Below are 22,741 nucleotides of genomic sequence, written 5' to 3'. Positions count from 1 at the left end.
CCTTCCCTACTCTCAGGGTAGGGAAGGAGGCCTTCACGGACCACTAGCGGGACGCGAGGTAGGCACGCCAATCGCCGACGGAGGAGATGTCGGTCAGCTCCGGAGAGTCCACATAGGACAAACGGAGGACGGTGGCGAGGCAGGCGGCGCCGTCCTCCAGTTCGATGACGCCCAGCTCCAGTTCCGGCGGTTCGGCGGGGACGAGGTGGTCCCGCAGTACCGTGAGCGGCAGGTCGTAGACCTCGCCCACGACGGACGCGGAGCCGCCTTCGCGCATCGCCGGGAACCGGTCGCCCACGGAGAAGTAGTGGTACTTGGGCGCGGATCGGGCCACGCAGCACAAGGGCGCGCCCTGCAACTGTTCGTGCAGCGGTCCGCCGCGCATCCCGCCGCCGTTGAGGAACATCAGAACCACGACATGATCCCTTCGATCCCGAAGTACACCCCGAACACCGCGGCCAGGATCCCGAGGATCCAGCCGATCTCGCGGATCTTGCCCTTGCAGATCTTGATCAGCACGTAGGCGACCAGCCCGGCGCCGATCCCGTTGGTGATCGAGTAGGTGAACGGGATCAGCGCGATGGTCAGGAATACCGGGATCGCGAAATCCAGGTCCTGCCATGGGATCCGGCGGCACTGCGCCATCATCATCCCGCCGATGACCACCAGCGCGGGCGCCGCGGCCTGCGCCGGGACGACGGCCGCGATCGGCGTCAGGAACAGGGTGGCGGTGAACAACCCGCCGGTGACGATGCTCGCCAGCCCCGTCCGCGCGCCCTCACCGACGCCGGCGGCCGATTCGAGGAACACGGTGTTCGGCGCCGATCCGGTGACGCCGCCCGCCAGCGCGCCCGCGCCGTCGACCAGCAGGATGCGGCCCATCCCCTCGACCTTGCCGTTCTTGACCAGCCCCGCCTCCTCCGAGACGGACGTGATCGTGCCCATCGCGTCGAAGAACCCGGACAGCACCAGCGTGAACAGGAACACCGCGGCCGTCACCGCGCCCGCCGAACCGAATCCGCCGAAGAGGTCGATGTCGCCCAGCAGGCTGAAATCGGGATGCGCCACGACCTGGTCGGGCACCTTGGGTTCCACCAGCCCCCAGCCCTCGACGTGGAACACGCTGTTGACCAGCATCGCGAGCCCGGTCGCGACCGCGATGCTGATCAGCACCGCACCCGGCACCCCGCGGCTCACGAGCACGATCATCAGCAACAGCCCGAGGCAGAAGATCGCGATCGGCCAGCCTTCGAGATGGCCGGCGATCCCCATCCGCACCGGCACCGTCGACTGGGCGGAGTCCGGTGTCCTGGTCACGAATCCGGCGCTGACCAGGCCGACCAGCGCGATGTAGAGCCCGATGCCGACGGTGATCGCGACCTTGAGCGCCATCGGGATCGCGTTGATGATCCGCTCGCGGATGCCGGAAACGGCCATCAACAAGATGCAGAAGCCTTCGAGGACGACGAGCCCGAAGGCCTGCGCCCACGTCATGGCCGGAGCCATCTGGAAGGCGACGACACCGTTGACGCCGAGACCGGCCGCGAGCGCCAGCGGCGCGTTGCCGACCAGTCCCATCAGGATCGTGGTGACCCCCGCCGCCAGCGCGGTCGCGGTGGTGATCGCCTCGGTGCTCAGCCGGGCTCCGGTGATGTCGGCCGACGCCCCGAGGATGAGCGGGTTGAGCAGCACGATGTAACACATCGCGACGAACGTGGTGATCCCGCCGCGCACCTCGCGGCCGATCGTGCTGCCGCGGTGGGAGATCTTGAACCAGCGGTCGAGCCCGGACAGCCGCCCCGGCTCGGGTGAGGGCAGGTGGGGACGCTCGGTACCTAATTGGGTCATGCCTACTCCACAACGTTGTGGGGCGGGAAGAGAATCAGTAAGCCAACGGTCGGCGGAGCAGTTGTGGCAGCCGAACCAGCCGACTACGTCGTGAACCCGCCCGGTCGAAGACCCCGTTATCGCGGCGGCAGGGCGCCTCTTCACACCTGGCGCACGTCGATTCGAGAACGAGCGCCCTGGCGACGCGATAGCGGTCGCGGGTTCACCTGGATCAGTAAGCCTTCTTGTCGGGTTTCGACAGCCAGGCCTGGAAAGGCGCGAAAGAGTCCGGAAGGGACAGTTGGCCGACGGGTAGTGACCAGGTCTCGCGCGGGCGGGAAAAGAGGTCGTAGAACTCGCGGTCGTCGAAGCCCGCCTCGGCCGCGTCGTGACGGTCCGCGGCGTAGACGACCTTGCCGACACGCGCCCAGAGCGCGGCGGAAAGACAGAGCGGGCAAGGCTCGCAGGAGGTCACGAGGACGCAGCCGTCGAGTTTGTGGTCGCCGATCGCCTGGCAGGCCGCGCGGATCGCGACCACCTCGGCGTGCGCCGTCGGGTCCAGCGTCGGGGTCACCTGGTTGGTCCCGGTGGCCAGCACCGAGCCGTCACGGACGATCATCGCGCCGAACGGGCCGCCGCCGCTTTCGACGTTCGCGGTGGCCAGCTGGACGGCTTCGGCAAGCCATTTCCGCTCGTCGGATTCCGAAATGGACAGACGGGTACCCACGGATGTGCTCCTAGCTCGAAAAAGTACGGATATCAGGTGCCGGTGAGGTGCTCCGGGCGCACCGGGACGCGGGACAGCGCGAACCCGGTGGCCGCGCGGATGGCCGCGACGATCGCCGGGGTGGACGAGATCGTCGGCGGTTCCCCGACCCCGCGCAGACCATACGGGGCGTTGGGGTCGGGCCGTTCCAGGACGTCGATGTCCATCGGCGGCATGTCCAGTACCGTCGGGATCAGGTAGTCGGTGAACGACGGGTTGCGGATCTTCCCGCCGTCGGTCTGGATCTCCTCCATCACCGCGAGCCCGAGTCCCTGCGCGGAACCGCCCTGGATCTGCCCGAGCACCGCCTGCGGGTTGAGCGCCTTGCCGACGTCCTGCGCGCAGTCGAGCGCGACGACCTTGATCAGGCCGAGTTCGGTGTCGACGTCCACGACCGCGCGGTGTGCCGCGAAACCGTACTGGACGTGCGCGTTCCCCTGTCCGGTCTCGGGATCGATGGGCACGGTCGGCCGGTGCCGCCATTCCACGGTCTCGTCGAACACCTCGTCGCCGAGGACGTCGGCGAGGTCCGCGAGCACGCTGCCGTCGGCGGAGACGACCTTGTTCCCGACGACGTTCAGCTTCCCGTCCGTGGCGAGCTTGCCCGCCAGATGCTTGTGCAGCCCCGAACGCACCGCGACGCACGCCGCCTGGACGGCGCCACCGGTGACGTAACTCTGCCGGGAGGCCGACGTCGAACCGCCGTTGCCGATATTGGTGTCCATCGGCAGGATCGTCACCTGCTCGATGCCGAGTTCGGTCCGCACGATCTGCTGCATGATCGTGACCAGGCCCTGTCCGACCTCGCAGGCCGCGGTGTGCACGGTCGCCGCGGGTTCGCCGCCGACGAGTTGCAGCCGCACGCGGGCGGTCGAGTAGTCGTCGAAACCCTCGGAGAAACAGATGTTCTTGATGCCGACCGCGTAGCCGACACCACGGACGACGCCTTCGCCGTGCGTGGTGTTGGAGACGCCGCCGGGCATACGGCGCAGGTCGAGTTCCTCGTGCGTCACGGGCAACGGCTTGGCGCGCAGGCGTTCCAGCAGTTCGGCGACCGGGGCGGCCGAGTCGACGATCTGACCCGTCGGCATGACGCTGCCTTCGGCCATGGCGTTGCGGATCCGGATGTCGACCGGGTCGAGGCCGCAGGCTTCGGCGAGCTTGTCCATTTGGGACTCGTAGGCGAAGCCCGCCTGCACCGCGCCGAAGCCGCGCATCGCGCCACAAGGCGGGTTGTTGGTGTACACGCCCCAGCAGTCAACCGAAGCACTGTCCACATTGTACGGACCAACACCGAGCGTGGCCGCGTTCGCGACGACCGCGCCGGTGGACGACGCGTACGCGCCGCCGTCCAGGTACAGCTTCGCCCGGACATAGACGAGGCGGCCGTCCTTGTCGGCCCCGTGCTCGTAGTACATCTTCGCCGGGTGGCGGTGCACGTGACCGTAGAAGGATTCCTCGCGGTTGTAGACCATCTTCACCGGCTTGCCGGTGTGCAGCGCCAGCAAACACGCGTGGACCTGGATCGAGAGATCCTCGCGGCCGCCGAACGCGCCGCCGACGCCACCCAGCGTCAGCCGCACCTTCTCCTTGGGCAACCCCAGCGCGGCCACGATCTGCTGCTGGTCGACGTGAAGCCACTGCGTGGCCACGTAAAGGTCGACACCGCCTTCGGTGTCCGGGATCGCCATGCCGGACTCCGGCCCGAGGAAGGCCTGATCCTGCATGCCGACTTCGTAGACCCCGGACACCACGACGTCGGCCTTCACCGACTGGTCACCGTGCCGGATCTTCGCGTACCGCACGACGTTCCCGCCGGGGTGCAGCTCGGCTCCCTCGCCGGCGGCGGCCTTCTCGGAATCCGTCACCGGTTCGAGGACCTCGTAGGAGACCTTGATCCGCTTCATCGCGCGGCGCGCGGTCTCGGGGTGGTCCGCGGCGACGAGCGCGACGGGCTCGCCCTGGTAGCGCACGACGTCGACGGCGAGCACCGGCTGATCCGCGTGCTCCAGGCCGTACCTGTTCACGCCGGGCACGTCGTCGTGGGTCAGCACCGCGTACACCCCTTGCACCGCAAGGGCTTCGGTGATGTCGATACCGGTGATCCGCGCGTAGGGATGCGGGCTGCGCAGCGTCGCGCCCCACAGCATGTCCTCGTGCCACAGATCCGAGGAGTAGGCGAATTCGCCACGGACCTTGACCGTGCCGTCGGGCCGCCGCGGGCTCGTCCCGACCCCGTTCCCGGTGGTCTGCTTGGAGACTTCGGTGGTGGTCATACCGTCTCCCTCAGCCGTGCACTGGCCACGGCCAGCTCACGGGCGATCTCGTCTTCGGATTCCTCGCGTAGCGCGCCGCCTTCGACGACGGTCGCGCCGCCGACGTACAGCCGCTCGACCGGCGGGGTCGTGCCGAGCACCAAGGCGGCGACCGGGTCCGTGATCCCGGCGTAGTTCAGGCCGTTCAGGTTCCAGACCGCGAGGTCGGCGAGCTTGCCCACCTCGATCGAACCCAGGTCCTTCTGACGGCCGAGGCAGCGCGCGCCGCCCATCGTGCCCATCCACAGGGCCTCGCGCGTGGTCAGCCCACGCGGTCCGCCGCGCTGCCGGGCCTGCAGCAGCGACTGGTGCAGTTCCTCGCCGAGGCCACCGGACTCGTTGGACGCCGCGCCATCGGCGCCGAGGCCGACCGGCACCCCGGCGTCGAGCAGCTGCCGGACCGGGGCGATCCCGGCGCCGATGCGCCCGTTCGACGTCGGGCAATGCGCGGCACCGGTGCCGGTGGCGCCCATCCGCCGGATCGCCTCCGGGGCGAGATGGATCGAGTGCGCGAGCCAGACGTCGTCGGCGAGCCAGCCGAGTTTGTCGGCGTACTCGGCCGGGGTGCAGCCGGCTTCGGCGAGGCACTGCTTCTCCTCGTCGTCCGTCTCGGCGAGGTGCGTGTGGAGCCGGACGCCCTTGCGGCGCGCCAATTCCGCCGCGCCGGTCATCAACCGCTCGCTTACCGAGAACGGCGAGCACGGACCGGCCGCGATCTGCAGATGCGCGCCGGCGGACGCGTCGTGGAACCGGTCGATCGCGGCCTCGGTGCCCAGCAGCGCGGCCTCGGTCTCCTCGACGAGGTTGTCCGGCGGCAGCCCGCCCTGCGACTCGCCCCGGTCCATCGAGCCGCGCACTACGTGCAGCCGCACACCGACGCGGATCCGGGCGGCGGCCAGGGCTTCGACCTGGTCGCCGCCGTCACGCGGGAAGACGTAGTGGTGGTCGGCGACCGTGGTGCAGCCGGTGGTCGCGAGCCGGGTGAGCCCGGCCGTGGCCGCCGCGTGCGTGATCTCGGCGTCGAGCCTGCCCCAAATCGGGTACAGCGCGACCAGCCATTCGAAAAGCGTGTGGTCGGCGGCGAGGCCGCGCGTGGCCCACTGGTAGAGGTGGTGGTGGGTGTTGACCAGACCTGGCGTGACCAGGCAGCCGGAGCCGTCGACGCGGTCGTCGTACTCGCCGTCGGGCGCCTTCCCCGCGCCGACCGCCGCGATCCGGTCGTTCTCGATGACGACGTGGCCCGAAGCGTGTTCGGTGCCCGCCCCGTCGACGGTGGCGATCGCGGCGTTCTCGATGACGGTCTTCACGTGGTCTCTCCCCTTGTCGCGGCCAGCCGGACGGCGTCGAGGATCTTCTCGTATCCGGTACACCGGCAGAGGTTCCCCGCCAAAGCCTCCCGAATCTCCTCGTCGGCGGGGTTTTCGACGCGGTTGAGCAGGTCGTGCGCCGCGACCACGAGGCCGGGGGTGCAGAAGCCACATTGGACGGCACCTGCGTCCACAAAGGACTGCTGGACGCGATCCAGCTTGTCGCCCTCGGCGAGCCCTTCGACCGTGCGGACCTCGCGGCCTTCGACCTGACCGGCCGCGACCAGGCACGAACACACCGGGACGTCGTCGAGGTACACCGTGCAGGAGCCGCATTCGCCCTGTTCACAGGCGTTCTTGGAGCCCGGGAGGCCGAGCCGCTCGCGGAGGACGTAAAGCAGGCTTTCACCCTCCCAGACGTCGTCGGCCTGACGGGACTCGCCGTTGATCGTCACGTTCACGCGCACTCGCGTTCACCCTTCTGGAAGTCGTTCCACGCCCAGGTCAGCGTCCGCCGCGCCAGGACGGACAGCGCGTGCCTGCGGTAGTCGGCGCTGCCGCGGACGTCGTCGATCGGCGACGCCGCCTCCGACACCAGCTCGCCGAACCGGCGTTTGACGGAATCCGTGATCGAAGCCTTGGTGGCCCAGGGAAGTTCGTCGCCGAGAAACTCTTCGGCGGCGGTCGCGCGGCGCGGGGTCGGCGCCGCCGAACCGACGGCCGCGCGGATCTCGCGAGCGTCCAGGTGCAGCGCCAGCGCGAACGAGCAGACCGCGATGACCATCGCGTTGCGCGTCCCGACCTTGGCGAACTGCTGCGGGCCGACCTCGGCTGGCAGGTGCACCGCGGTGATCAGCTCGTCGGGTTCGAGGGCGTTGCGTTTGACGCCGAGGTAGAACTCCTCGGCCGGGATCAACCGGGTGCCGCGGACGGACGCGGCTTCCACCTCGGCGCCGAGCACGAGCAGGACGGGATGCGTGTCCCCGGCGGGTGAGGCTGCGCCGAGGTTGCCGCCGACGGTGCCCCGGTTGCGGATCTGCGGTGACCCGACGGTGCGCGAGGCCATGGCCAGCGCGGGCAGAACTTCACCCAGCTCAGCGATCACCCGGACGTAGGGCACCGAGGCACCGAGCCGGATCCTGCCGTCGGTCTCGGTCCATTCGGCGAGTTCGGCGACCCGGTTGAGATCGAGCAGCGCACCGGGGCGGCGGTGGTCGAAGTTGAGCTCCACCATGACGTCCGTGCCGCCCGCGATGGGCACCGCGTCGGGCCGCTCGGCCTTGACGGCGAGCGCCTCGGTCAGCGAGCTGGGGCGCAGGAAATCCACTCTCGGGCTCCTCGGTTCGGCGGCGATGTGTGACGGCTGACTCAGTAGACGCCCTGTGCCCGTATGGCGGCAACGGTGCCGAAGCATGAAATCTCCCCTGCACGACCGGGTCGTTTTGTGCTTTCCTACAAACCTGATGACGACCGTGAAAACTCTGCTCGCGCTGCCCGGGCTGCGCTTGCGCGTACGTGCCGGGACGGCCTTGCTCGACCGTCCGGTGTCCCGGATCTACGTCACGGAACTGTCCGATCCCGGGCGGTACGTGTCTGCGGGCGAACTCGTCCTGAGCGGGTTGCTGTGGTGGCGCGGGCCGGGTGATTCGGAGGCGTTCGTCGCGGCGCTCGCGAAGGCCGGGGCGGCGGCTCTGGCGGCGTCCGGAGCCGACTCCGACGGGATTCCCGAAGACCTCGTCGAAGCCTGTACGCGACAGGGGATCCCGTTGCTCGAGGTGCCGGCGGACCTGTCGTTCTCGGTCGTCACCGAACGCGTCGTCCTGGCACTGGCCGCGGCCGCGGAAGGCGCTCGCAAACGTTTGCTTTCAGCGGCCACGGAAGACTCGTCGGTCGAGGCCCTCCTGGAGCGAGCGCGCGGCGAGATCGGCCTGCCCTGCTGGGTGGTGCCCGTCGGCACGCCGTCGGATCTCGTGCGCCGGTTCGTCGCCGCGGGCGGGCGTTCCCTGGAAGCCGACGACGTCTCGCTCCGGCCGGTCGGCGGCAGGCACGCGCTGCCGTGGCTGCTCGCGATCGGCGGCAGGCTGACCGCCGCACAGGCGGAGATCGCCGAGGAACTCGCCGGGCTGATCGGGCTCGCGCGCACGCGGGCGGACGAGGTCCGCGCCGTCACCGACAGGGTGCTCGAACCTTTGCTCGCCGCGCTCGACGAGGGAAGCGATCCGCACGCGGCGCTGACCGCGACCGGGCTGCGCGGCGATCTCCGGGTCGTCGTCGCGCGCACCGAGGGCTCCGAAGCGGCGCGCGGCATCCTGACCGAACTCATGCCGCCGGGCGCGCTCGTCGGCCCCGCCGGCGAAACCACCTGGGCGCTGGCCGAGGACGACGGCGAATGGCCGGAGGACTGGCCCGCCACGGTGACCGACACACTGACCGGAGTGGAATCCTTGTTGCCGTGCCGCCGGGTGCTGATCGGCGTCAGCGACCGTTCCCCGGTCTCCGTGCTGCGGGGCGCGAAAGAGGTCGCGCATTATGCGCTGGCCGCGGCGGCGGAACGGCCCGGCACGATCGAAGTCGTCCCCGGCGGCGAGATCGGCATGCACCGGCTCCTGCTGGCGGGCGCTCCCGACGATCTGCGGGCGGCGTTGCGGCGACGAGTGCTGGGACCGCTGCTGAACTACGACGCAGAACAGGGCACCGATCTGGTGCACACCGTGCGCGTCTTCCTCGAATGCTCCGGCTCGCCGACGCGAGCCGCCCGGGCGCTGCACGTCCACGTCAACACCTTGCGCTACCGGATCGGGCGCGCGAGCGAACTGCTCGGCACCGACCTGACCGAGTTCACCGAACAGCTCGACGTCTATTTGGCCTTGTCGGCAGGGAGCTGAAATGGGCATCACCACGGCGAAAGAAGCCGCCTACGACCCGCGCGTGGTCGCTTTCGGCCGGATGATGGGCGCCGCGAACCGGCTCGAATACCTGCTCGGCCGCGCGCTGGAGACCGAATGTGGGATCTCGCACCTGATGTTCGAGGTCCTGCTCATCGTCGGCAGGTCGGGTGAAGCCGGGATGAGCATGCGCGCGATCGCGCAGGAGCAGGTGCTGACCACCGGCGGCGCGACCAGGCTGGTCGACCGGATGACCACCCTCGGCCTTGTCGTCCGTTCCAGCGCCCCCGACGACCGCCGCGTGCAACTCGTCAGGCTGACCGCGCAAGGCGAGGAGACGACCGTGCGGGCCGCGCGGGTGCACGTCGAGAACATCCAGCGGCTCTTCCTCGACCCGCTGCCCGCCGACCACCGTGAACGGTTCGCGCAGGACCTCCGGACGCTGAGCCACTCGGCCCGTGACGCACTCCCCAAACTCCGGTAGGAATATCTGACCAGTCAGACATCGTTGAGTCCCGTCATGAAGCTCATCTACGTCTTCGACGCGTACTGCGGCTGGTCGTACGGGTTCGCCCGCACCATGGCCGACGTCGCGGACCGGCATCCGGACCTGCCGGTCGAAGTGGTGTCCGGCGGCCTGTTCCTCGGCGGGCGCCGGGTCCCGATCCGGCGGTTCGGCTACGTCCAAGGAGCCAACGCCGAGATCACCCGCCGGACCGGCGTGCCGTTCGGGGAGAGCTACGAACGGCTCATCGCGGACGGGGAGTTCGTCATGGACTCCGAAGCCGCCGCCTGCGGGATGGCGGCGTTGCGCGAGGTCGAGCCGGACCGCGCGGTACGGCTCGCGGCGCTGCTGCAGGAGGCCTTCTACCTCGACGGGCTGAGCCTGTCCGAGGTCTCGACCTATCGCGTGGTCGCGCAGCGGGCAGGCCTGGACGGGGACGCCGTCGAGGCCGCGCTGGACCGGGTTTCCGCCGCGGACGACTTCCGGCGGGCGCGGGAATTGGGTGTCACCGGATACCCCACCCTGCTCGCCGACGATGGAGAACGGGTCGTCACGCTGGTCTCCGGAAACGCGAGCGCGGACGAGGTGGAGCGGCGGATCGGCTCGCTGGTTTCCTGAGCTGCGTTCTATCCGGCGCGAGGATCGCCCGGATCGATCATTTCCGCGCCGATGATCGTGCCGATCTGGTCGGCCGCCCGCACGACCTCGGCGGGCGGGTTCGCTGCCCGCTCCGCCAGTTCGTCCTGCCGACCCGGCTCGCCCCGGTCTTCGCCGGGCGCCACCAGTCGCGGATCGAACTCTTGGCGCAACTGAACGCCAGTGTCCCGCAGTTGCCCCCGAAGCTGCTCCAGGCGCACCTCTCCCTCCTCGATCTCCAGCCGATGACGCTGCCAGGTCATCACCATCTCCAGCAGCCGGTGCAACCCGTACAGGGCTGCCGCGCCATAGGCGACCGGCGCCGAACGCTCGGCGAGCCCCGACAACACGCTCACCCACGGACTGGCCATGGTGGTCCGGACGATTCCAGGAGACCTCGGCAGAACCCGCGCCGAGGGATCGAGCCATCGCGACCCGACGGGCGGGAGCAAACTGGCGTGGCCCGCCAGGATCAGCAGCGCGGTAACGTTCCGCTGATAGTCCTCCAGCGTAGGCACCGGGCCGAGGTCCACTTCGAGGAAGAGCAGTGGACCGGCCGCCGCGTCGGGGTCCAAGGGGTCGATGCCACGGCTGATTCCCATAAGCCGATACTGCCCGATTCCGGGCACACCACAAAGTCGGCTCTCGCCACTTAAGCTGGCGTCATGCCTACCTCCACAGTGGTCCGGGCGGCGACGTCCGCGGACGCAGGTGCCATCGCGAAAATCTGGTTCCACGGCTGGCAGGACGGCCATCTCGGCAACGTGCCCGACTCGCTCGTCCGTATCCGCACCCGCGAGTCGTTCTGGGAGCGAGCCGCGGAGCGCGTCGGCGACACGACAGTCGCCGTACTGGACGGCGAGGTGGCGGGTTTCGTGATGGTCGTCGGCGATGAGGTCGAACAGGTCTACGTTTCTTCGGATCATCGCGGAAGCGGCGTGGCCGGCGTGCTGCTCTCGGAAGCCGAACGGCTGGTGAGCGCAGACGGGCATTCACGCGCTTGGCTCGCGGTGGCACCGGGGAACGCGCGGGCGCGGCGGTTTTACGAACGGTGCGGGTGGGTTGACAATGGAGAGTTCGACAATCGGGTCACCGGTCCGGAGGGGATGGTTTCGGTGCCTTGCCGGCGTTATGTGAAGACGGTTGCCTGAACCTTCGCAATCAGGTGACCAATTGCGGCGGGGTTTCGGGCCACCACATCACCCTTACGTAATCGACCTTACGGGCACCGCAGGCGCGTTGACGATGGGAAGCCCGGGAAATGAGCCTCCGGTTTCATTGCCTCAGCGTGTTCACACCACAACGAGCGGATCACCCTTCAGTGGTAAATGCACTCGTTCGCGGTGACTTAAAATTACGAACACGTGTTCGACTATTTTGCGGTATTGTTGAGAGGTGTCCGAGACCTTCCTTCCCGAGTTGCCGCAGGAACTGTGGCGCGCCGGCAAGCTGGAGCTTGCCCACGGCGCGCAACAGTCCCTGCGGGTGATCAGGATGGCTACCGCCGGGTTGGGGCAATTCCTGGCGGAGATCGAGTCTCGGGGCGTCAAGGACTTGTACGGCTATGGCCGTACGGCTGGTTGGTTCGCGGATGTGGCGGGGTTGTCGCTCGGCGAAGCACGTTCGGTGGTGAACCGGGCCATCGCACTGAATCCCACGCGTACGTTGGACGGCACCGAGGTTCCCGCCGTGGCACCGGCTACTGCCGCTGTCGCCGCCGAAGGCTTGGTCGGTGACGAGCGGATCGAGCAGATCCTGGAGATCTTGAAGAAGCTCCCCGCCGAGACCTCCTCCGAGGACCGCGCCAGCGCCGAGAAGATTCTCGCCAATCTTGCCCGCGATGCCGGTCCTCGCCAGTTGGCGGAAGCTGAAGCGAACCTCCTGGCGTTGCTGGACCAGGACGGCACCGAGCCGAAGGATCCTGAACCGAAGGAGCCGCGCCGGGAAATCACCCTGGAGCGCCGCAAAGACGGATTCTGGAAACTCACCGGTCTCCTGGACGACGAGACCGGTGCCCGCACCGCCGCCGCGCTGGAAGCCTACGCCCAGCCACGGCCAGTGGACGAGTTCGGCCAAGCCGATCTGCGAATGAAATGCGAGCGCATGGGCGACGCCTGGGTCGACCTCCTCGACCTGGCCATCGCGTGCCCCGACCAGCCCGGCACCAGCGGCTACCGCACCCTCGTCAATGTCACCATCGGGCTCGACGAACTCAAAACCGGCCTCGGCACCGCGTGCCTGGATTTCGTCGGGACGATGACCGCCCGCGAAGCCCGCCTCGCCGCCTGCGACTGCCTGATGCTGCCGGTCGTGATGAGCGCCGCGGGCGAACCCCTCGACGTGGGGCGGCTACGACGATTCGTCACCCCGGGCCAGAGGCGTGCGTTGAACATCCGCGATGGTGGCTGTGCGTTCCCCGGCTGTCATCGGAAACCGAAGCACTGCCACGCTCATCACAGTCACCATTGGGCAGACGGTGGCCCCACGAATTCCCGGAATCTGGTGCTGCTGTGCGGTTTTCATCACCGGCTGATCCACCACGGCGACTGGGAAGTCCACATGGCCGCCGACGGGCTACCGGAATTCATCCCACCCCAATACCGGGATCCGCTCCGACAACCCCGGCGCAACACCCTCCACCACCGCTGACCACCGAGAAGCCCGTCGGCCACACCGGCGACGGGCCCCTCGGCATGCCCACTGGAACCACAGGACCGAGCTAGGCCTTGTGGCTCAATGTGTTTTGGCGACTCGTGGGCGGGTCCCAGTGATGTCGCGGGATGCGATCCCGGATGACGTGTGGTCGGTAATCGGCCGTTGTCCCTGTCGGCGAAGGCAGCGGGTCGGGTCGTTCGGCGGATCGTGCGCCTGTGCTGGGCGTGGCCGCGCGGTGGCGTTCGTCCTGACTCCCGGGCAGGCGGCGGACACCAGCCTACTCGCGCGGCGTTTCCCCAAGCTCAAACAGTGGCGCGGAATCGTGAAGAAGTCTGACAAGCCGGCCGCGACACTCCGCGGAACTCGGCGCAGCGGCGCCAAAACCTCCTCGAGTTCGCCGTACCGAACATTCTTCGGTGGACTACCAGAATGGGGACCGACCTGGCCGTTGCCCAGCAACTCCGCGAAGATCAGATAATGCTCGATCTCCGCCTCGAGCGCGGAGCGGGTGATAGGCCAGATCAGGAACTCGCCCGAATCGGTCTCATCCGCGCCGCGAAGTACGCGCTCTGAAAGTAACAGGGCACACCAACCACGTCGGCCACGCCCGACACTGGACCATCCCAGTAATCATTCTCGACATACACGCGTTCATAACCCTGAGCCATCAGGACCCGCCGCCGATGAGCCACATCATCCACTGGAACCCACAGCCCGGACTTGTAGCCGGTGGCGGCGGCCCCTACGTCGATTTCCCGATCTTCGAGGCGTTGCGGGACATCTCCCTCTCCCTGAGCGAGGGCGATCGCGTCGGCCTGGCCCCACGCCGAGGTCGAACACCGGCGCGATCCGGCCGACCACCCGTGCGCTGCCTCTGGTCGGCATCGTAGATGCCAGACAGTAACCGCAGGAGCGTGGACTTCCCGGCGCCGTTGTGCCCGGCCAAATCCCGAGGTCTCCGGCCACGAGAACATCCTGATCCGAGGCCTGTTCCTCGGCATGAGCCGCAAGCAGATGGCGAAACGGGTCGACGACATCGCGGAGTTCACCGAACTCGGTGACTACCTTCACCTGCCCTTGCGCACCTACCCCGCGGGCATGCGGGTGCGGCTCGCGCTCGGCGTGGTCACCACCATCGACCCGGAGATCCTCATCCTCGACGAGGGGCTCGGCGCGATCGACGCCGCGTTCCTCACCAAGGCCCGCGAACGCCTGGTCGACCTCGCCCGCCGCTCCGGACTGCTGGTGTTCGCCTCCCACTCCGACGAACTACTGCGCGAACTGTGCACCACCGCCCTTTGGATGGACGAAGGACGGATCCGGGCGCGCGGCTCACTCGACGAAGTACTCGCGACCTATCACGGCTGATTCAGAGAAAGATCTTGACCAGTTGATCCTGGCCGTCCGGGTCCCGCAGCACGACCTGCTTGCCCGCGCGGAGTTCCGCGTCGACGAACTCGTAGACCAGCAGCGCGCGGTTGACCAGGTCAACCTTCTTCAACCCGGTGCGCTCCTGCAGTTTGCCCAGCGCGTCGACCGCCTCGGCGATCAGCGCGACATTGACGCGATCGACCACCGCGGGGCGGCCGGTCGCGGTCTCCTCGACCGATGGCATACCCGCTCCCTTCCCTGCGACCGTAAGGGCCGCCGCCCCATGCTGACACAGAAGGTGCGCTTTAACCACATTTTCCACAGTAAAAATGTGTGAGATGGGTTGCGACTTACCTCAGGGCGGTCCTACAGTGGGTCTCGGCCCTCCGGGGCCGGGCCAGACCGACATCCGTCCCATGCGACGGACGGCAAGTGCGACCACTCACTTCGTCGGCCTGACAGGAGGAACGCGGCGCGCGAGCTGGGAGGAAGCTCGCGAGCCGCAGATGTGAGGGGAAACGGAGGCAGCTGGGGAGTCGCCTCCGGAAGAAAGTGGTCCCCAGCTTGACGCGCCAATCCCGGCTCGCCTGACTGGGTCGGAAAGGGCATGCGCATGGCTGCCGAAATCGAGGGCCCGGGAGAGACCGCGCCCGTGGAAGCAGTACCGGGCTGGGACGAGACACCGACCCCGCTCGCCAGGATCAGGATCGAAACGACCGAGCTGAAGGCCGAAGCGGCGGTGCCCGCCACCGAAACCCGCCGGCTCCTCGCGACGATCCTGAACACGTTGTTGGTGCTCGGAGCCGTACTCGGCCCGGCGCTCACGTTGCAGGTGGTTCCGGCCGCCTTTCCGGTGTGGGCGACGGCGGGAACGATCGCAGCCCAGCTCGCCATGCTGGTGCTCGTCGCGAAGTCCGCGCACCCGAAGGAGACGCCCGGCCGCGGTTCATCCGTCTGACGCCGCCCGGGCGAGGAGCGGCTTAGCGAACGCCTGCCACGAAAGGCGCTCGCTCAGCCGCTCCTCACACCGTCCGTCGCGCGTAGCCGTCCAACTCCGCCCGGGAGAACGAAAGCTCCCCCACGTCCACGGCCCCGCAATCCAGCCCGCGCACCAAGAAACTCGCCAAGGCCTGAGCGGTCGCCGGTTCGTCGAGCACCCCGCGCCCGGTCTGGTCCGCGTAGTCCCGCAATCGGCCCAGCGCCGCCGGGAAACCCTCGCGGAAGAACGCGTACGTGGCGGCGAACCGGGTCGGCAGCTGGTGCGGGTGCAGATCCCAGCCCTGATAGAAGCCGCGTTCGAAGGATCGCCGCACCAGCCGCAGATGTTCGCGCCAGGCCGGGAGGATCGCGTCGCCGACGGGCAGCTTGTTCGTCGAGCCGTCCGAAAGCCGGACGCCGGTGCCCGCGGCCGAAACCTGCATGAGCTCCTTGGCGAAGTCCGCAGCCGGATGTTCCATGCTCTGGTACTCGGCGCCGATCCCGAGCCCGGCGCTGTAGTCGTAGGTTCCGTAGTGCAGACCCGAACACCGGCCGCGCGCGGCTTCGATGATCCGCGGGACCGCCACCGTCCCGTCAATGTCCACAATGGACTGGGCGGTCTCGATCTGGACTTCGAACCGCAGCGCGCCCTCGGGCAGCCCGTACGCGGATTCGAGACGCTCCAGGACATCCGCCGCCACTTCGACCTGTTCGACGGCGGTCACCTTCGGCAGCGTGACGACGAAACCATCCGGCAGCGGACCGCTTTCCAGCAACCCGGCCAGGAAGAGATCGAGCGTGCGGATGCCGCGACGGCGGGTCGCCCGCTCGAAGCTCTTGAACCGGATGCCGACGAACGGTGTGCCGCCCGTGACGGCGAGAGTCCGTCCGGCGGCGAGCGCGATGGCGTCCTCTTCGTCGTCGCCCGGCCTGCCGAGGCCGTCCTCGAAGTCGATCCGCAGATCCTCGATCGGCTCGGTCAGCAGTTTGGTCCGGACCCGGTCGGCGATGTCCGCGTCCAGGCCCAGCTGATCGGCGTGCTCACCGAAGACCCGCAGCGCCTGCTTGCCCCAGTCCGCCACGAGCCGCGTCTTGTACCGCGACGCGGGCACGTACACGGTGTGCACGGGCTGGCGGCCGGGCGGCTCGCCGGGGTACTTGGCCACGACGCGCGCGTCGGCTTCTGCCAGACGCGCGTCAGCGGCGGTGTAAACGTCCTCGGTGAGCCGCCCGTTCCCCATCTGTCTACTTGATCCGTTCGTAGGCGGGCAGGGTCAGGAAGTCCGGGAACTCGTCGGCGAGCGCGACCTGCTCGAACAGCTCGACTGCGGGCTCCAGCAGCTCCGGCTTGATCTCGGCGGCGAGCTCGCCGCGGACCTCGGCCAGCACGCCGCGCACCAGCTCCTCGGTGACCTTGTCGCCGGTGTCGAGCTGCGTGCCGTTGCGCACCCACTGCCACACCTGCGAACGCGAGATCTCCGCGGTGGCGGCGTCCTCCATCAGGTTGTGGATGGCCGCCGCGCCGTTGCCGCCCAGCCAGGAGGCGATGTAGCGGATGCCGACGTCGACGGCGGCACGCAGCCCGGCCGCGGTGGCGCTGCCCGGCGTAGAAGCCGCGTCGAGCAGCTGATCGGCGGTGACGGACACCTCGTCGCGGGTGCGGTCGAGCTGGTTCGGCTTGTCGCCGAGGACCTTGTCGAACTCCTCGCGGCAGATGTCCACCATGCCGGGGTGCGCGACCCAGGAGCCGTCGAAGCCGTCGCCGGCCTCACGACTCTTGTCGGCGCGGACCTTGTCGAGCGCCGCGGCGGTGACCTCCGGGTCCTTGCGGTTCGGGATGAACGCGGCCATGCCGCCGATCGCGAACGCGCCGCGCTTGTGGCAGGTGCGCACCAGCAGCTCGGTGTACGCGCGCATGAACGGCGCGGTCATGGTGACCGAGTTGCGGTCCGGCAGGACGAACTTCTCGCCCGCGTCGCGGAAGTACTTGATGACGCTGAACAGGTAGTCCCAGCGGCCGGCGTTGAGGCCGGAGGCGTGCTCGCGCAGTTCGTAGAGGATTTCCTCCATCTCGAACGCGGCCGGGATGGTCTCGATCAGCACGGTCGCGCGGACGGTGCCGTGCTCGATGCCGAGCGCCTTCTCCGCGTGGGTGAAGACGTCGTTCCAGAGCCGGGCTTCGAGGTGGCTCTCCATCTTCGGCAGGTAGAAGTACGGGCCCTTGCCGCGGTTGAGCAGTTCCTGCGCGTTGTGGAAGAAGTGCAGGCCGAAGTCGACCAGCGCGCCCACGGCCTGGCGCCCGCCGAAGGACAGGCCACGCTCGTCGAGGTGCCAGCCGCGCGGGCGGACGACGATGGTCGCGTGCTCGACGTCGTCACGCAGGGCGTAGCTCTTGCCGCCGCTTTCCAGCGTGATGGTCTCGCGGACCGCGTCGTACAGGTTGACCTGACCCGAGACGACGTTCGCCCAGTGCGGCGTGTTGGCGTCCTCGAGGTCGGCGAGCCAGACCTTGGCGCCGGAGTTCAGCGCGTTGATGGTCATCTTGCGGTCGGTAGGGCCGGTGATCTCGACGCGGCGGTCGCGCAGCGCGGGCGGGGCCTCGGCGACCTTCCAGTCGCCCTCGCGGATCTCCTTGGTCTCGGGCAGGAAGTCGAGTTTGCCGGTGGTCCTGGCCTCCTCGCGGCGCTTGCTCCTGGCCTGCAGCAGCTCGTCGCGGCGGGCGGCGAAGGCCTCGTGCAGGCCGGCGAGGAAGGCGAGGGCCTCCGGCGTGAGGATTTCGTCCCCGCGCTCGACCGGATCGCCGAGCACCTGAGCTTCAGACATGAGTAACACCCCGAGTTCGGATAAATAACGTCCCTACGGTTTTACATGACGGACTATAGTTTCTGCATAGCGGAACATCAACGCCGACGTAAGGAGTACCACGGTGGCAGCGGAGAAGAACGGGCGCGATGGCGGCGTCCAGTCCCTTCAGCGGGCCTTCGAGCTCCTCGAGCATCTCGCGGACACCGGCGGGGAGGCCAGTCTTTCGGAGCTGGCGACCCTGTCCGGGTTGCCGATGCCGACCATCCACCGGCTGATCAGGACACTGGTGGACCTGGGTTACGTCCGGCAGAACACCAACCGCCGGTACGCGCTGGGCGCCCGCCTCATCCGGCTGGGCGAGAACGCCAGCATGCAGTTCGGCTCGTGGGCGCGGCCGCTGCTCGCGGAACTGGTCGACGAGGTCGGCGAGACCGCGAACCTCGCCGTCCTGGAACGCGACGAGGTCGTGTACGTCGCCCAGGTGCCCTCGAAGCACTCGATGCGGATGTTCACCGAGGTCGGGCGGCGTCTCCTGCCGCACGGCACCGGCGTGGGGAAGGCGATGCTGGCGCATCTGCCGTCCGACGACGTCACGGCGCTGCTCGCCAGGACGGGCATGCCCTCCTACACCGAGCACACCTTCACCGACCAGGACGCGCTCCTGCGCGAGCTGGCGAAAATCGCCCAGCAGGGTTACGCGCTCGACGAAGCGGAGCAGGAGCTGGGCGTCCGTTGCGTCGCCGTCGCGGTGCCGGGCGCGCCGGTGCCGGCGGCCGTCTCGGTGTCCGGGCCTTCGGGACGGCTCACGATGGAAGCCGTCGAGCGGATCGCGCCCGTCGTCCAGCGGATCGCGAACTCGCTCGGTTCGACCCTTTCGCAGGACGGGGTCACCGTTTGAGCCTGGCCTCCAAACCGTCGAGCATCCGGTCCAGCCCGTAGCGGAACTTCTCGTCACGGAGCCGCACCGGATCGGTTTCGGCGGCGGCCCTGGCGAGCATTTCCCGCTGATGCGGATGCCCCTGCACCGCCTCCTCGACGGCGGGTCGCAACCGCTCCGCCCAGTCACTTTCGCTCCGGCCGCTCTTGGCGACCGTCGTGAGCCAGGCCGCCTCGGTCGTCCCCATGCCGATGACGTAGGAGATGACCGCGCTGATCGCCTGATCGGCCTCGTCACCAGGGAAGCCCGCGCCCACGAAGACGCCCAGCAGCCGCTCGTTGAGCCGCATGACGTTCGGCCCCAGGTACGACAGGCCGACCGAGCCGAGCAGTGAAGCGACCCACGGGTGCCGCAGGATCATCGCGCGGACGCTTTCCGCTCCCACGACGGCCGCTTCACGCCACCCTGCCGGATCGTCGCCGTCCGGCACGGTGATCTCGCCGTAGACCTCGTCGACGACCAGTTCGATCAGCTCGTCTCGGTTCGCCACATGCCGGTAGAGCGACGTCGCGCCCGCGTTCAGCGCGGTGCCGAGCCTGCGCATGCTCAGCGCGTCGACACCTTCGACGTCCAGGAGCCGGACGGCCTCGGCCACGATCTGCGCCTGGCTCAACGCCGGTTGGTCCCGCTTCCGGCGAGGACGGGTCCATACCGACTGGATCGGCTGCTCCTCGATCGACATGCCCCCACCTTAGCGCACGAGGTACCCCCTTGCGTACACCGTTTCATCTTGCGTACAGTGTGCGCATCAGTCGAACAACGTACGCAAACACTACTGGGGGTATCCCGATGAACGAACCCGTCCGCGATCCACGCCGCTGGTGGATCCTGATCGTGCTGTGCCTGAGCACGCTCGTACTGGTCGTCGACAACATGGTGCTGACGGTCGCCGTCCCGCCGCTGGCCGAAGATCTCGGGGCCAGCGCCCAGGACACGCAGTGGATCCTGGACTCCTACATCCTCGTGTTCGCCGGCCTGCTGCTCACGTCGGGAAGCCTCGGGGACCGGTTCGGGCGCCGGAAGGTGATGCTCATCGGTCTCCTCCTGTTCGGAGTGGCCTCACTCGTCGCGGCGTTCGCCGCGAATCCGCTCGAACTGATCGTGTCCCGCGCGGTGATGGGCGTCGGCGGCGCGCTGATCATGCCGAGCACCCTGTCGATCCTGATCACCGTCTTCGACGACGAAGAACGCCGCAAGGCGATGGCGGCCTGGAGCGCGGTCGCGATGATCGGCCTGATCGGCGGCCCGGTGCTGGGCGGTGTGCTGATCGCGTGGTTCTGGTGGGGCGCGGTATTCCTGATCAACGTGCCGATCGTCGTCATCGCCGTGCTCGCCGCGCTCACCCTGATGCCGGAGTCCGAGGGCCCGTGGCAGAAGCCCGACCCGCTCGGCGCGATCCTGTCCGCGGCCGGCATGGTCGCGCTGGTCTGGACGATCATCGAACTGCCCAAGCACGGCCTCGCCGAAGCCGGCACCTTGATCCCGCTGGCGGTCGCGGTGGTGTGCCTGACCGGTTTCGTGTTCTGGGAGCGGCACACGCCGTCGCCGATGGTCCCGCTCAAGCTGTTCCGCAAGCGTAACTTCAGCGGCGGCAGCCTGTCGCTCACGCTGGTGCAGATCGGCAACGGCGGGCTGCTGCTGCTTCTGACCCAGTACCTGCAGTTCGTGCTCGGCTACACCCCGACCGAGGCGGGTCTCGCGTTCATCCCGATGGCCGTCGCGTCGCTGCTGTTCAACACCCTCGGCGCCACACTGGGCCAGAAGATCGGCAACCGCGCACTGGCCACGGTCGGGATGACCGTGATGGCCGGCGGCTTCGGACTGCTCGCGACGATGTCGGCGAGCGAAGGTTTCCTGCTGCCCGCGATCGCGCTGTTCCTGCTCGGTGCCGGCGGCGGGCTGGCGATGCCGGCGGCGATCGCGGCACTGATGGGCGAGGTGCCGGAAGAGCAGGCCGGTGTCGGCTCCGCGCTCAACGACACCATCCAGCAGCTGGGCGCCGCGCTCGGCATCGCGATCCTGGGCAGCGTCGTGTCGGGCCTGTTCACCGCGAACATGCCCGAGTCCGCCCCGGCGCAGGCACGGCTTTCGATCGGTGACGCCTTCGCGACCGGTGACGGCGGCCTCATCACCGCGGCCCGCGAGTCGTTCACCTCGGCGATGTCGACCACGTTCCTGGTGAGCGCGGTGGGCGTACTGGCCGCGGCGGTGGTCGCTTTCCTGGTGATGCGGGACAAGAAGACCGCACCGGTTCCGGCCGGCGAGAACGTCCCAGTCACGGCCTGACAAGTGATATGACCTGACAAGTGATATGAAAGGCCCCTTCATGGCAAATTTGCAATGAAGGGGCCTTTCATTGCAGTCCGCTAGCTGCTGAGCAGAGCCTCGACGAACGCGCCCGGCTCGAACGGAGCCAGATCGTCCGGTCCTTCACCAAGACCGACCAGCTTGACCGGCACCCCGAGTTCGCGCTGCACCTGGAAGACGATGCCGCCCTTCGCGGTGCCGTCCAGTTTGGTCAGGACGATGCCGGTGACGTCGATGACCTCCGAGAACACGCGAGCCTGCATCAGCCCGTTCTGCCCGGTGGTGGCGTCGAGCACCAGCAGCACCTCGTCGACCTTCGCCTGCTTCTCGACGACTCGCTTGACCTTGCCCAGCTCGTCCATCAGGCCGGTCTTGGTGTGCAGACGGCCTGCCGTGTCGACCAGGACCGCGTCCACGCCCGCCTCGGTGCCGCGTTTGACGGCGTCGAAGGCGACCGCCGCCGGGTCCGCGCCTTCCTTGCCGCGTACGACCTCCGCGCCGACCCGCTCGGCCCACGTCTGGAGCTGGTCCGCCGCGGCGGCGCGGAAGGTGTCGGCCGCGCCGAGCACCACGGTGCTCCCCTGCGCGACGAGCACCCGGGCGAGTTTGCCGGTGGTGGTGGTCTTGCCGGTGCCGTTGACCCCGGCGACCAGCACCACGGCGGGCTGCTTCACCCCGTCGACGGTGTGCGGCAGCGCGCGGACGGCCCGGACCGCGTCGGTCGACAGGGCGGCGGTCAGGACCTCCTGCAACACCGCGCGCGCCTCCTCGGAGGTCCGCACCGCGCGGCGCTTCAGCTCGTCACGAAGGCGCTCGACGATCTCAGTGGTCGTCGCGGCCCCCAGGTCCGCCATGAGCAGCGTGTCTTCGACGTCCTGCCAGGAGTCCTCGTCCAGGTCACCGGCGCCCAGCAGGCCGAGCAGGCTCTGCCCGAACACCGAACGGGACTTGCCCAGCCTGCCGCGCAGCCGCTCCAGGCGGCCGGTCGCCGGGGCGATCTCCTCGGCGGAGGCGGAGGCGGGGGCGGGCGCCACATCCTCGGTCGGTTCGGGAAGTTCGACGTCCCGCACCGTGCGCTGCGCGGAATCCCTCGGCACCGCCGCGTCGTCCCCGACGGCGGGCTGCCCGTCGGTCTCCGGGCGATCCTCGACCGGGTGTTCCGGTTCCTCGGTCTTCTCGCCGCCGGGGGCGAGAGCGATCCCGCCGGTCGCGGCGTAACCGCCGCCCTTCGGCTTCTCGACGGCGTCGGCAGCCTTGGACTCGTCCAGGCTGATCCGGCGGCGGCGCGCGATGAGCAATCCGGACACCAGGACGGCGACCAGGACCACGACGGCAACGACAACGATCCAGAACCAGGGGCTACTCGACACGGCGCCATCCTCGCATCCGCATCCCGTCGCGCTCAGACGCCCCACGGGTAGGAAGCCGATCTTGTCAAGCATCCACT

At 68.7% G+C, this 22,741-nt stretch carries 21 protein-coding genes and 2 pseudogenes; 9 read left to right on the top strand and 14 right to left on the bottom strand.

Annotated elements, in window-relative coordinates:
* Nucleotides 1-43 precede the first annotated feature (43 nt).
* From LCL61_RS14560 to LCL61_RS14530, 7 genes are all read right to left on the bottom strand, one after another.
* A complete protein-coding gene (locus LCL61_RS14560) occupies nucleotides 44-415 on the bottom strand; it encodes an allophanate hydrolase-related protein (RefSeq protein WP_340687315.1) in 372 nt (123 codons plus the stop codon).
* Nucleotides 406-1,848, bottom strand: coding sequence for an NCS2 family permease (locus LCL61_RS14555; RefSeq protein ID WP_340687314.1), 1,443 nt, complete (start codon nucleotides 1,846-1,848; stop codon nucleotides 406-408). The genes LCL61_RS14560 and LCL61_RS14555 overlap by 10 nt, the downstream gene beginning before the upstream one ends.
* Nucleotides 1,849-2,059: 211 nt before the next feature.
* Nucleotides 2,060-2,554, bottom strand: coding sequence for a nucleoside deaminase (locus tag LCL61_RS14550; protein ID WP_340687313.1), 495 nt, complete (start codon nucleotides 2,552-2,554; stop codon nucleotides 2,060-2,062).
* Nucleotides 2,555-2,586: 32 nt separating this feature from the next.
* Nucleotides 2,587-4,869, bottom strand: a complete 2,283-nt coding sequence (gene pucD / locus LCL61_RS14545) for a xanthine dehydrogenase subunit D (RefSeq protein ID WP_340687312.1) — start codon at nucleotides 4,867-4,869, stop codon at nucleotides 2,587-2,589.
* Nucleotides 4,866-6,215 carry an 8-oxoguanine deaminase gene (locus LCL61_RS14540; RefSeq protein ID WP_340687311.1) on the bottom strand — a complete coding sequence of 450 codons (1,350 nt, stop codon included), beginning with the start codon at nucleotides 6,213-6,215 and terminating at the stop codon, nucleotides 4,866-4,868. The genes pucD and LCL61_RS14540 overlap by 4 nt, the downstream gene beginning before the upstream one ends.
* Nucleotides 6,212-6,682 (bottom strand): (2Fe-2S)-binding protein, encoded by a 471-nt coding sequence (locus tag LCL61_RS14535; RefSeq protein ID WP_125673221.1) that lies wholly within the window; start codon nucleotides 6,680-6,682, stop codon nucleotides 6,212-6,214. The genes LCL61_RS14540 and LCL61_RS14535 overlap by 4 nt, the downstream gene beginning before the upstream one ends.
* Nucleotides 6,673-7,542 (bottom strand): xanthine dehydrogenase family protein subunit M, encoded by an 870-nt coding sequence (locus tag LCL61_RS14530; protein ID WP_340687310.1) that lies wholly within the window; start codon nucleotides 7,540-7,542, stop codon nucleotides 6,673-6,675. Before LCL61_RS14530 ends, LCL61_RS14535 begins: the two co-directional genes overlap by 10 nt.
* A 136-nt stretch (nucleotides 7,543-7,678) precedes the next feature.
* Here LCL61_RS14530 and LCL61_RS14525 point away from each other — a divergent pair, with 136 nt between their 5' ends.
* From LCL61_RS14525 to LCL61_RS14515, 3 genes are read left to right on the top strand one after another with little or no spacing between them, the layout of a single operon-like run.
* Nucleotides 7,679-9,100, top strand: coding sequence for a PucR family transcriptional regulator (locus LCL61_RS14525; protein WP_340687309.1), 1,422 nt, complete (start codon nucleotides 7,679-7,681; stop codon nucleotides 9,098-9,100).
* A gap of 1 nt (nucleotide 9,101) precedes the next feature.
* Complete coding sequence (locus LCL61_RS14520; RefSeq protein ID WP_340687308.1) at nucleotides 9,102-9,584, top strand: MarR family winged helix-turn-helix transcriptional regulator; 483 nt, start codon at nucleotides 9,102-9,104, stop codon at nucleotides 9,582-9,584.
* 36 nt (nucleotides 9,585-9,620) lie between these two features.
* Nucleotides 9,621-10,223, top strand: a complete 603-nt coding sequence (locus LCL61_RS14515) for a DsbA family protein (RefSeq protein ID WP_340687307.1) — start codon at nucleotides 9,621-9,623, stop codon at nucleotides 10,221-10,223.
* Between the two features lie 8 nt (nucleotides 10,224-10,231).
* Here the strand turns inward: LCL61_RS14515 and LCL61_RS14510 are convergent, their stop codons facing one another.
* The gene (locus LCL61_RS14510; protein ID WP_340687306.1) at nucleotides 10,232-10,843 is read right to left on the bottom strand and encodes a hypothetical protein; all 612 of its coding nucleotides are present in this window, start codon (nucleotides 10,841-10,843) and stop codon (nucleotides 10,232-10,234) included.
* A 63-nt stretch (nucleotides 10,844-10,906) separates the two neighbouring features.
* On the opposite strand from LCL61_RS14510, the gene LCL61_RS14505 reads away from it, so the two are divergent.
* Together LCL61_RS14505 and LCL61_RS14500 are read left to right on the top strand one after the other, a co-directional pair.
* Complete coding sequence (locus LCL61_RS14505; protein ID WP_340687305.1) at nucleotides 10,907-11,392, top strand: GNAT family N-acetyltransferase; 486 nt, start codon at nucleotides 10,907-10,909, stop codon at nucleotides 11,390-11,392.
* A gap of 244 nt (nucleotides 11,393-11,636) precedes the next feature.
* Nucleotides 11,637-12,890: an HNH endonuclease signature motif containing protein gene (locus LCL61_RS14500; RefSeq protein WP_340687304.1), complete on the top strand. Its 1,254-nt coding sequence runs from the start codon at nucleotides 11,637-11,639 to the stop codon at nucleotides 12,888-12,890.
* Nucleotides 12,891-13,715: 825 nt separating this feature from the next.
* Here LCL61_RS14500 and LCL61_RS14495 read toward each other — a convergent pair.
* Nucleotides 13,716-13,842 (bottom strand): annotated as a pseudogene (locus LCL61_RS14495) (ATP-binding cassette domain-containing protein); the annotation flags it as partial.
* Between the two features lie 2 nt (nucleotides 13,843-13,844).
* On the opposite strand from LCL61_RS14495, the pseudogene LCL61_RS14490 reads away from it, so the two are divergent.
* Nucleotides 13,845-14,264, top strand: a pseudogene (locus tag LCL61_RS14490) (ABC transporter ATP-binding protein); the annotation flags it as partial.
* A gap of 1 nt (nucleotide 14,265) precedes the next feature.
* Here LCL61_RS14490 and LCL61_RS14485 read toward each other — a convergent pair.
* Nucleotides 14,266-14,511: a hypothetical protein gene (locus LCL61_RS14485; protein WP_340687303.1), complete on the bottom strand. Its 246-nt coding sequence runs from the start codon at nucleotides 14,509-14,511 to the stop codon at nucleotides 14,266-14,268.
* Between the two features lie 369 nt (nucleotides 14,512-14,880).
* Here LCL61_RS14485 and LCL61_RS14480 point away from each other — a divergent pair, with 369 nt between their 5' ends.
* Nucleotides 14,881-15,225: a hypothetical protein gene (locus LCL61_RS14480; RefSeq protein ID WP_340687302.1), complete on the top strand. Its 345-nt coding sequence runs from the start codon at nucleotides 14,881-14,883 to the stop codon at nucleotides 15,223-15,225.
* Nucleotides 15,226-15,289: 64 nt separating this feature from the next.
* On the opposite strand, the gene LCL61_RS14475 is transcribed toward LCL61_RS14480, so the two are convergent.
* Both LCL61_RS14475 and aceB read right to left on the bottom strand, forming a co-directional pair.
* A complete protein-coding gene (locus LCL61_RS14475) occupies nucleotides 15,290-16,486 on the bottom strand; it encodes a DUF6986 family protein (RefSeq protein ID WP_340687301.1) in 1,197 nt (398 codons plus the stop codon).
* A gap of 4 nt (nucleotides 16,487-16,490) precedes the next feature.
* On the bottom strand, nucleotides 16,491-18,068 hold the full coding sequence (gene aceB / locus LCL61_RS14470; protein ID WP_340687300.1) for a malate synthase A: 1,578 nt from the start codon (nucleotides 18,066-18,068) through the stop codon (nucleotides 16,491-16,493).
* A gap of 103 nt (nucleotides 18,069-18,171) precedes the next feature.
* On the opposite strand from aceB, the gene LCL61_RS14465 reads away from it, so the two are divergent.
* Nucleotides 18,172-18,948 (top strand): IclR family transcriptional regulator, encoded by a 777-nt coding sequence (locus LCL61_RS14465; protein WP_125673234.1) that lies wholly within the window; start codon nucleotides 18,172-18,174, stop codon nucleotides 18,946-18,948.
* Here LCL61_RS14465 and LCL61_RS14460 read toward each other — a convergent pair.
* Nucleotides 18,938-19,669 (bottom strand): TetR/AcrR family transcriptional regulator, encoded by a 732-nt coding sequence (locus LCL61_RS14460; RefSeq protein WP_340687299.1) that lies wholly within the window; start codon nucleotides 19,667-19,669, stop codon nucleotides 18,938-18,940. The genes LCL61_RS14465 and LCL61_RS14460 overlap by 11 nt on opposite strands.
* Nucleotides 19,670-19,776: 107 nt before the next feature.
* On the opposite strand from LCL61_RS14460, the gene LCL61_RS14455 reads away from it, so the two are divergent.
* A complete protein-coding gene (locus LCL61_RS14455; RefSeq protein ID WP_340687298.1) occupies nucleotides 19,777-21,273 on the top strand; it encodes an MFS transporter in 1,497 nt (498 codons plus the stop codon).
* A gap of 80 nt (nucleotides 21,274-21,353) precedes the next feature.
* On the opposite strand, the gene ftsY is transcribed toward LCL61_RS14455, so the two are convergent.
* Nucleotides 21,354-22,664: a signal recognition particle-docking protein FtsY gene (ftsY, locus tag LCL61_RS14450; RefSeq protein WP_340687297.1), complete on the bottom strand. Its 1,311-nt coding sequence runs from the start codon at nucleotides 22,662-22,664 to the stop codon at nucleotides 21,354-21,356.
* Nucleotides 22,665-22,741: the final 77 nt, after the last annotated feature.

This window comes from Amycolatopsis coloradensis (assembly GCF_037997115.1).
Taxonomy (GTDB): Bacteria; Actinomycetota; Actinomycetes; order Mycobacteriales; family Pseudonocardiaceae; genus Amycolatopsis; species Amycolatopsis coloradensis_A.
The sequence above is the reverse complement of the archived record's forward strand: the minus strand, read 5'-3'. Positions and strand labels throughout refer to the sequence as shown.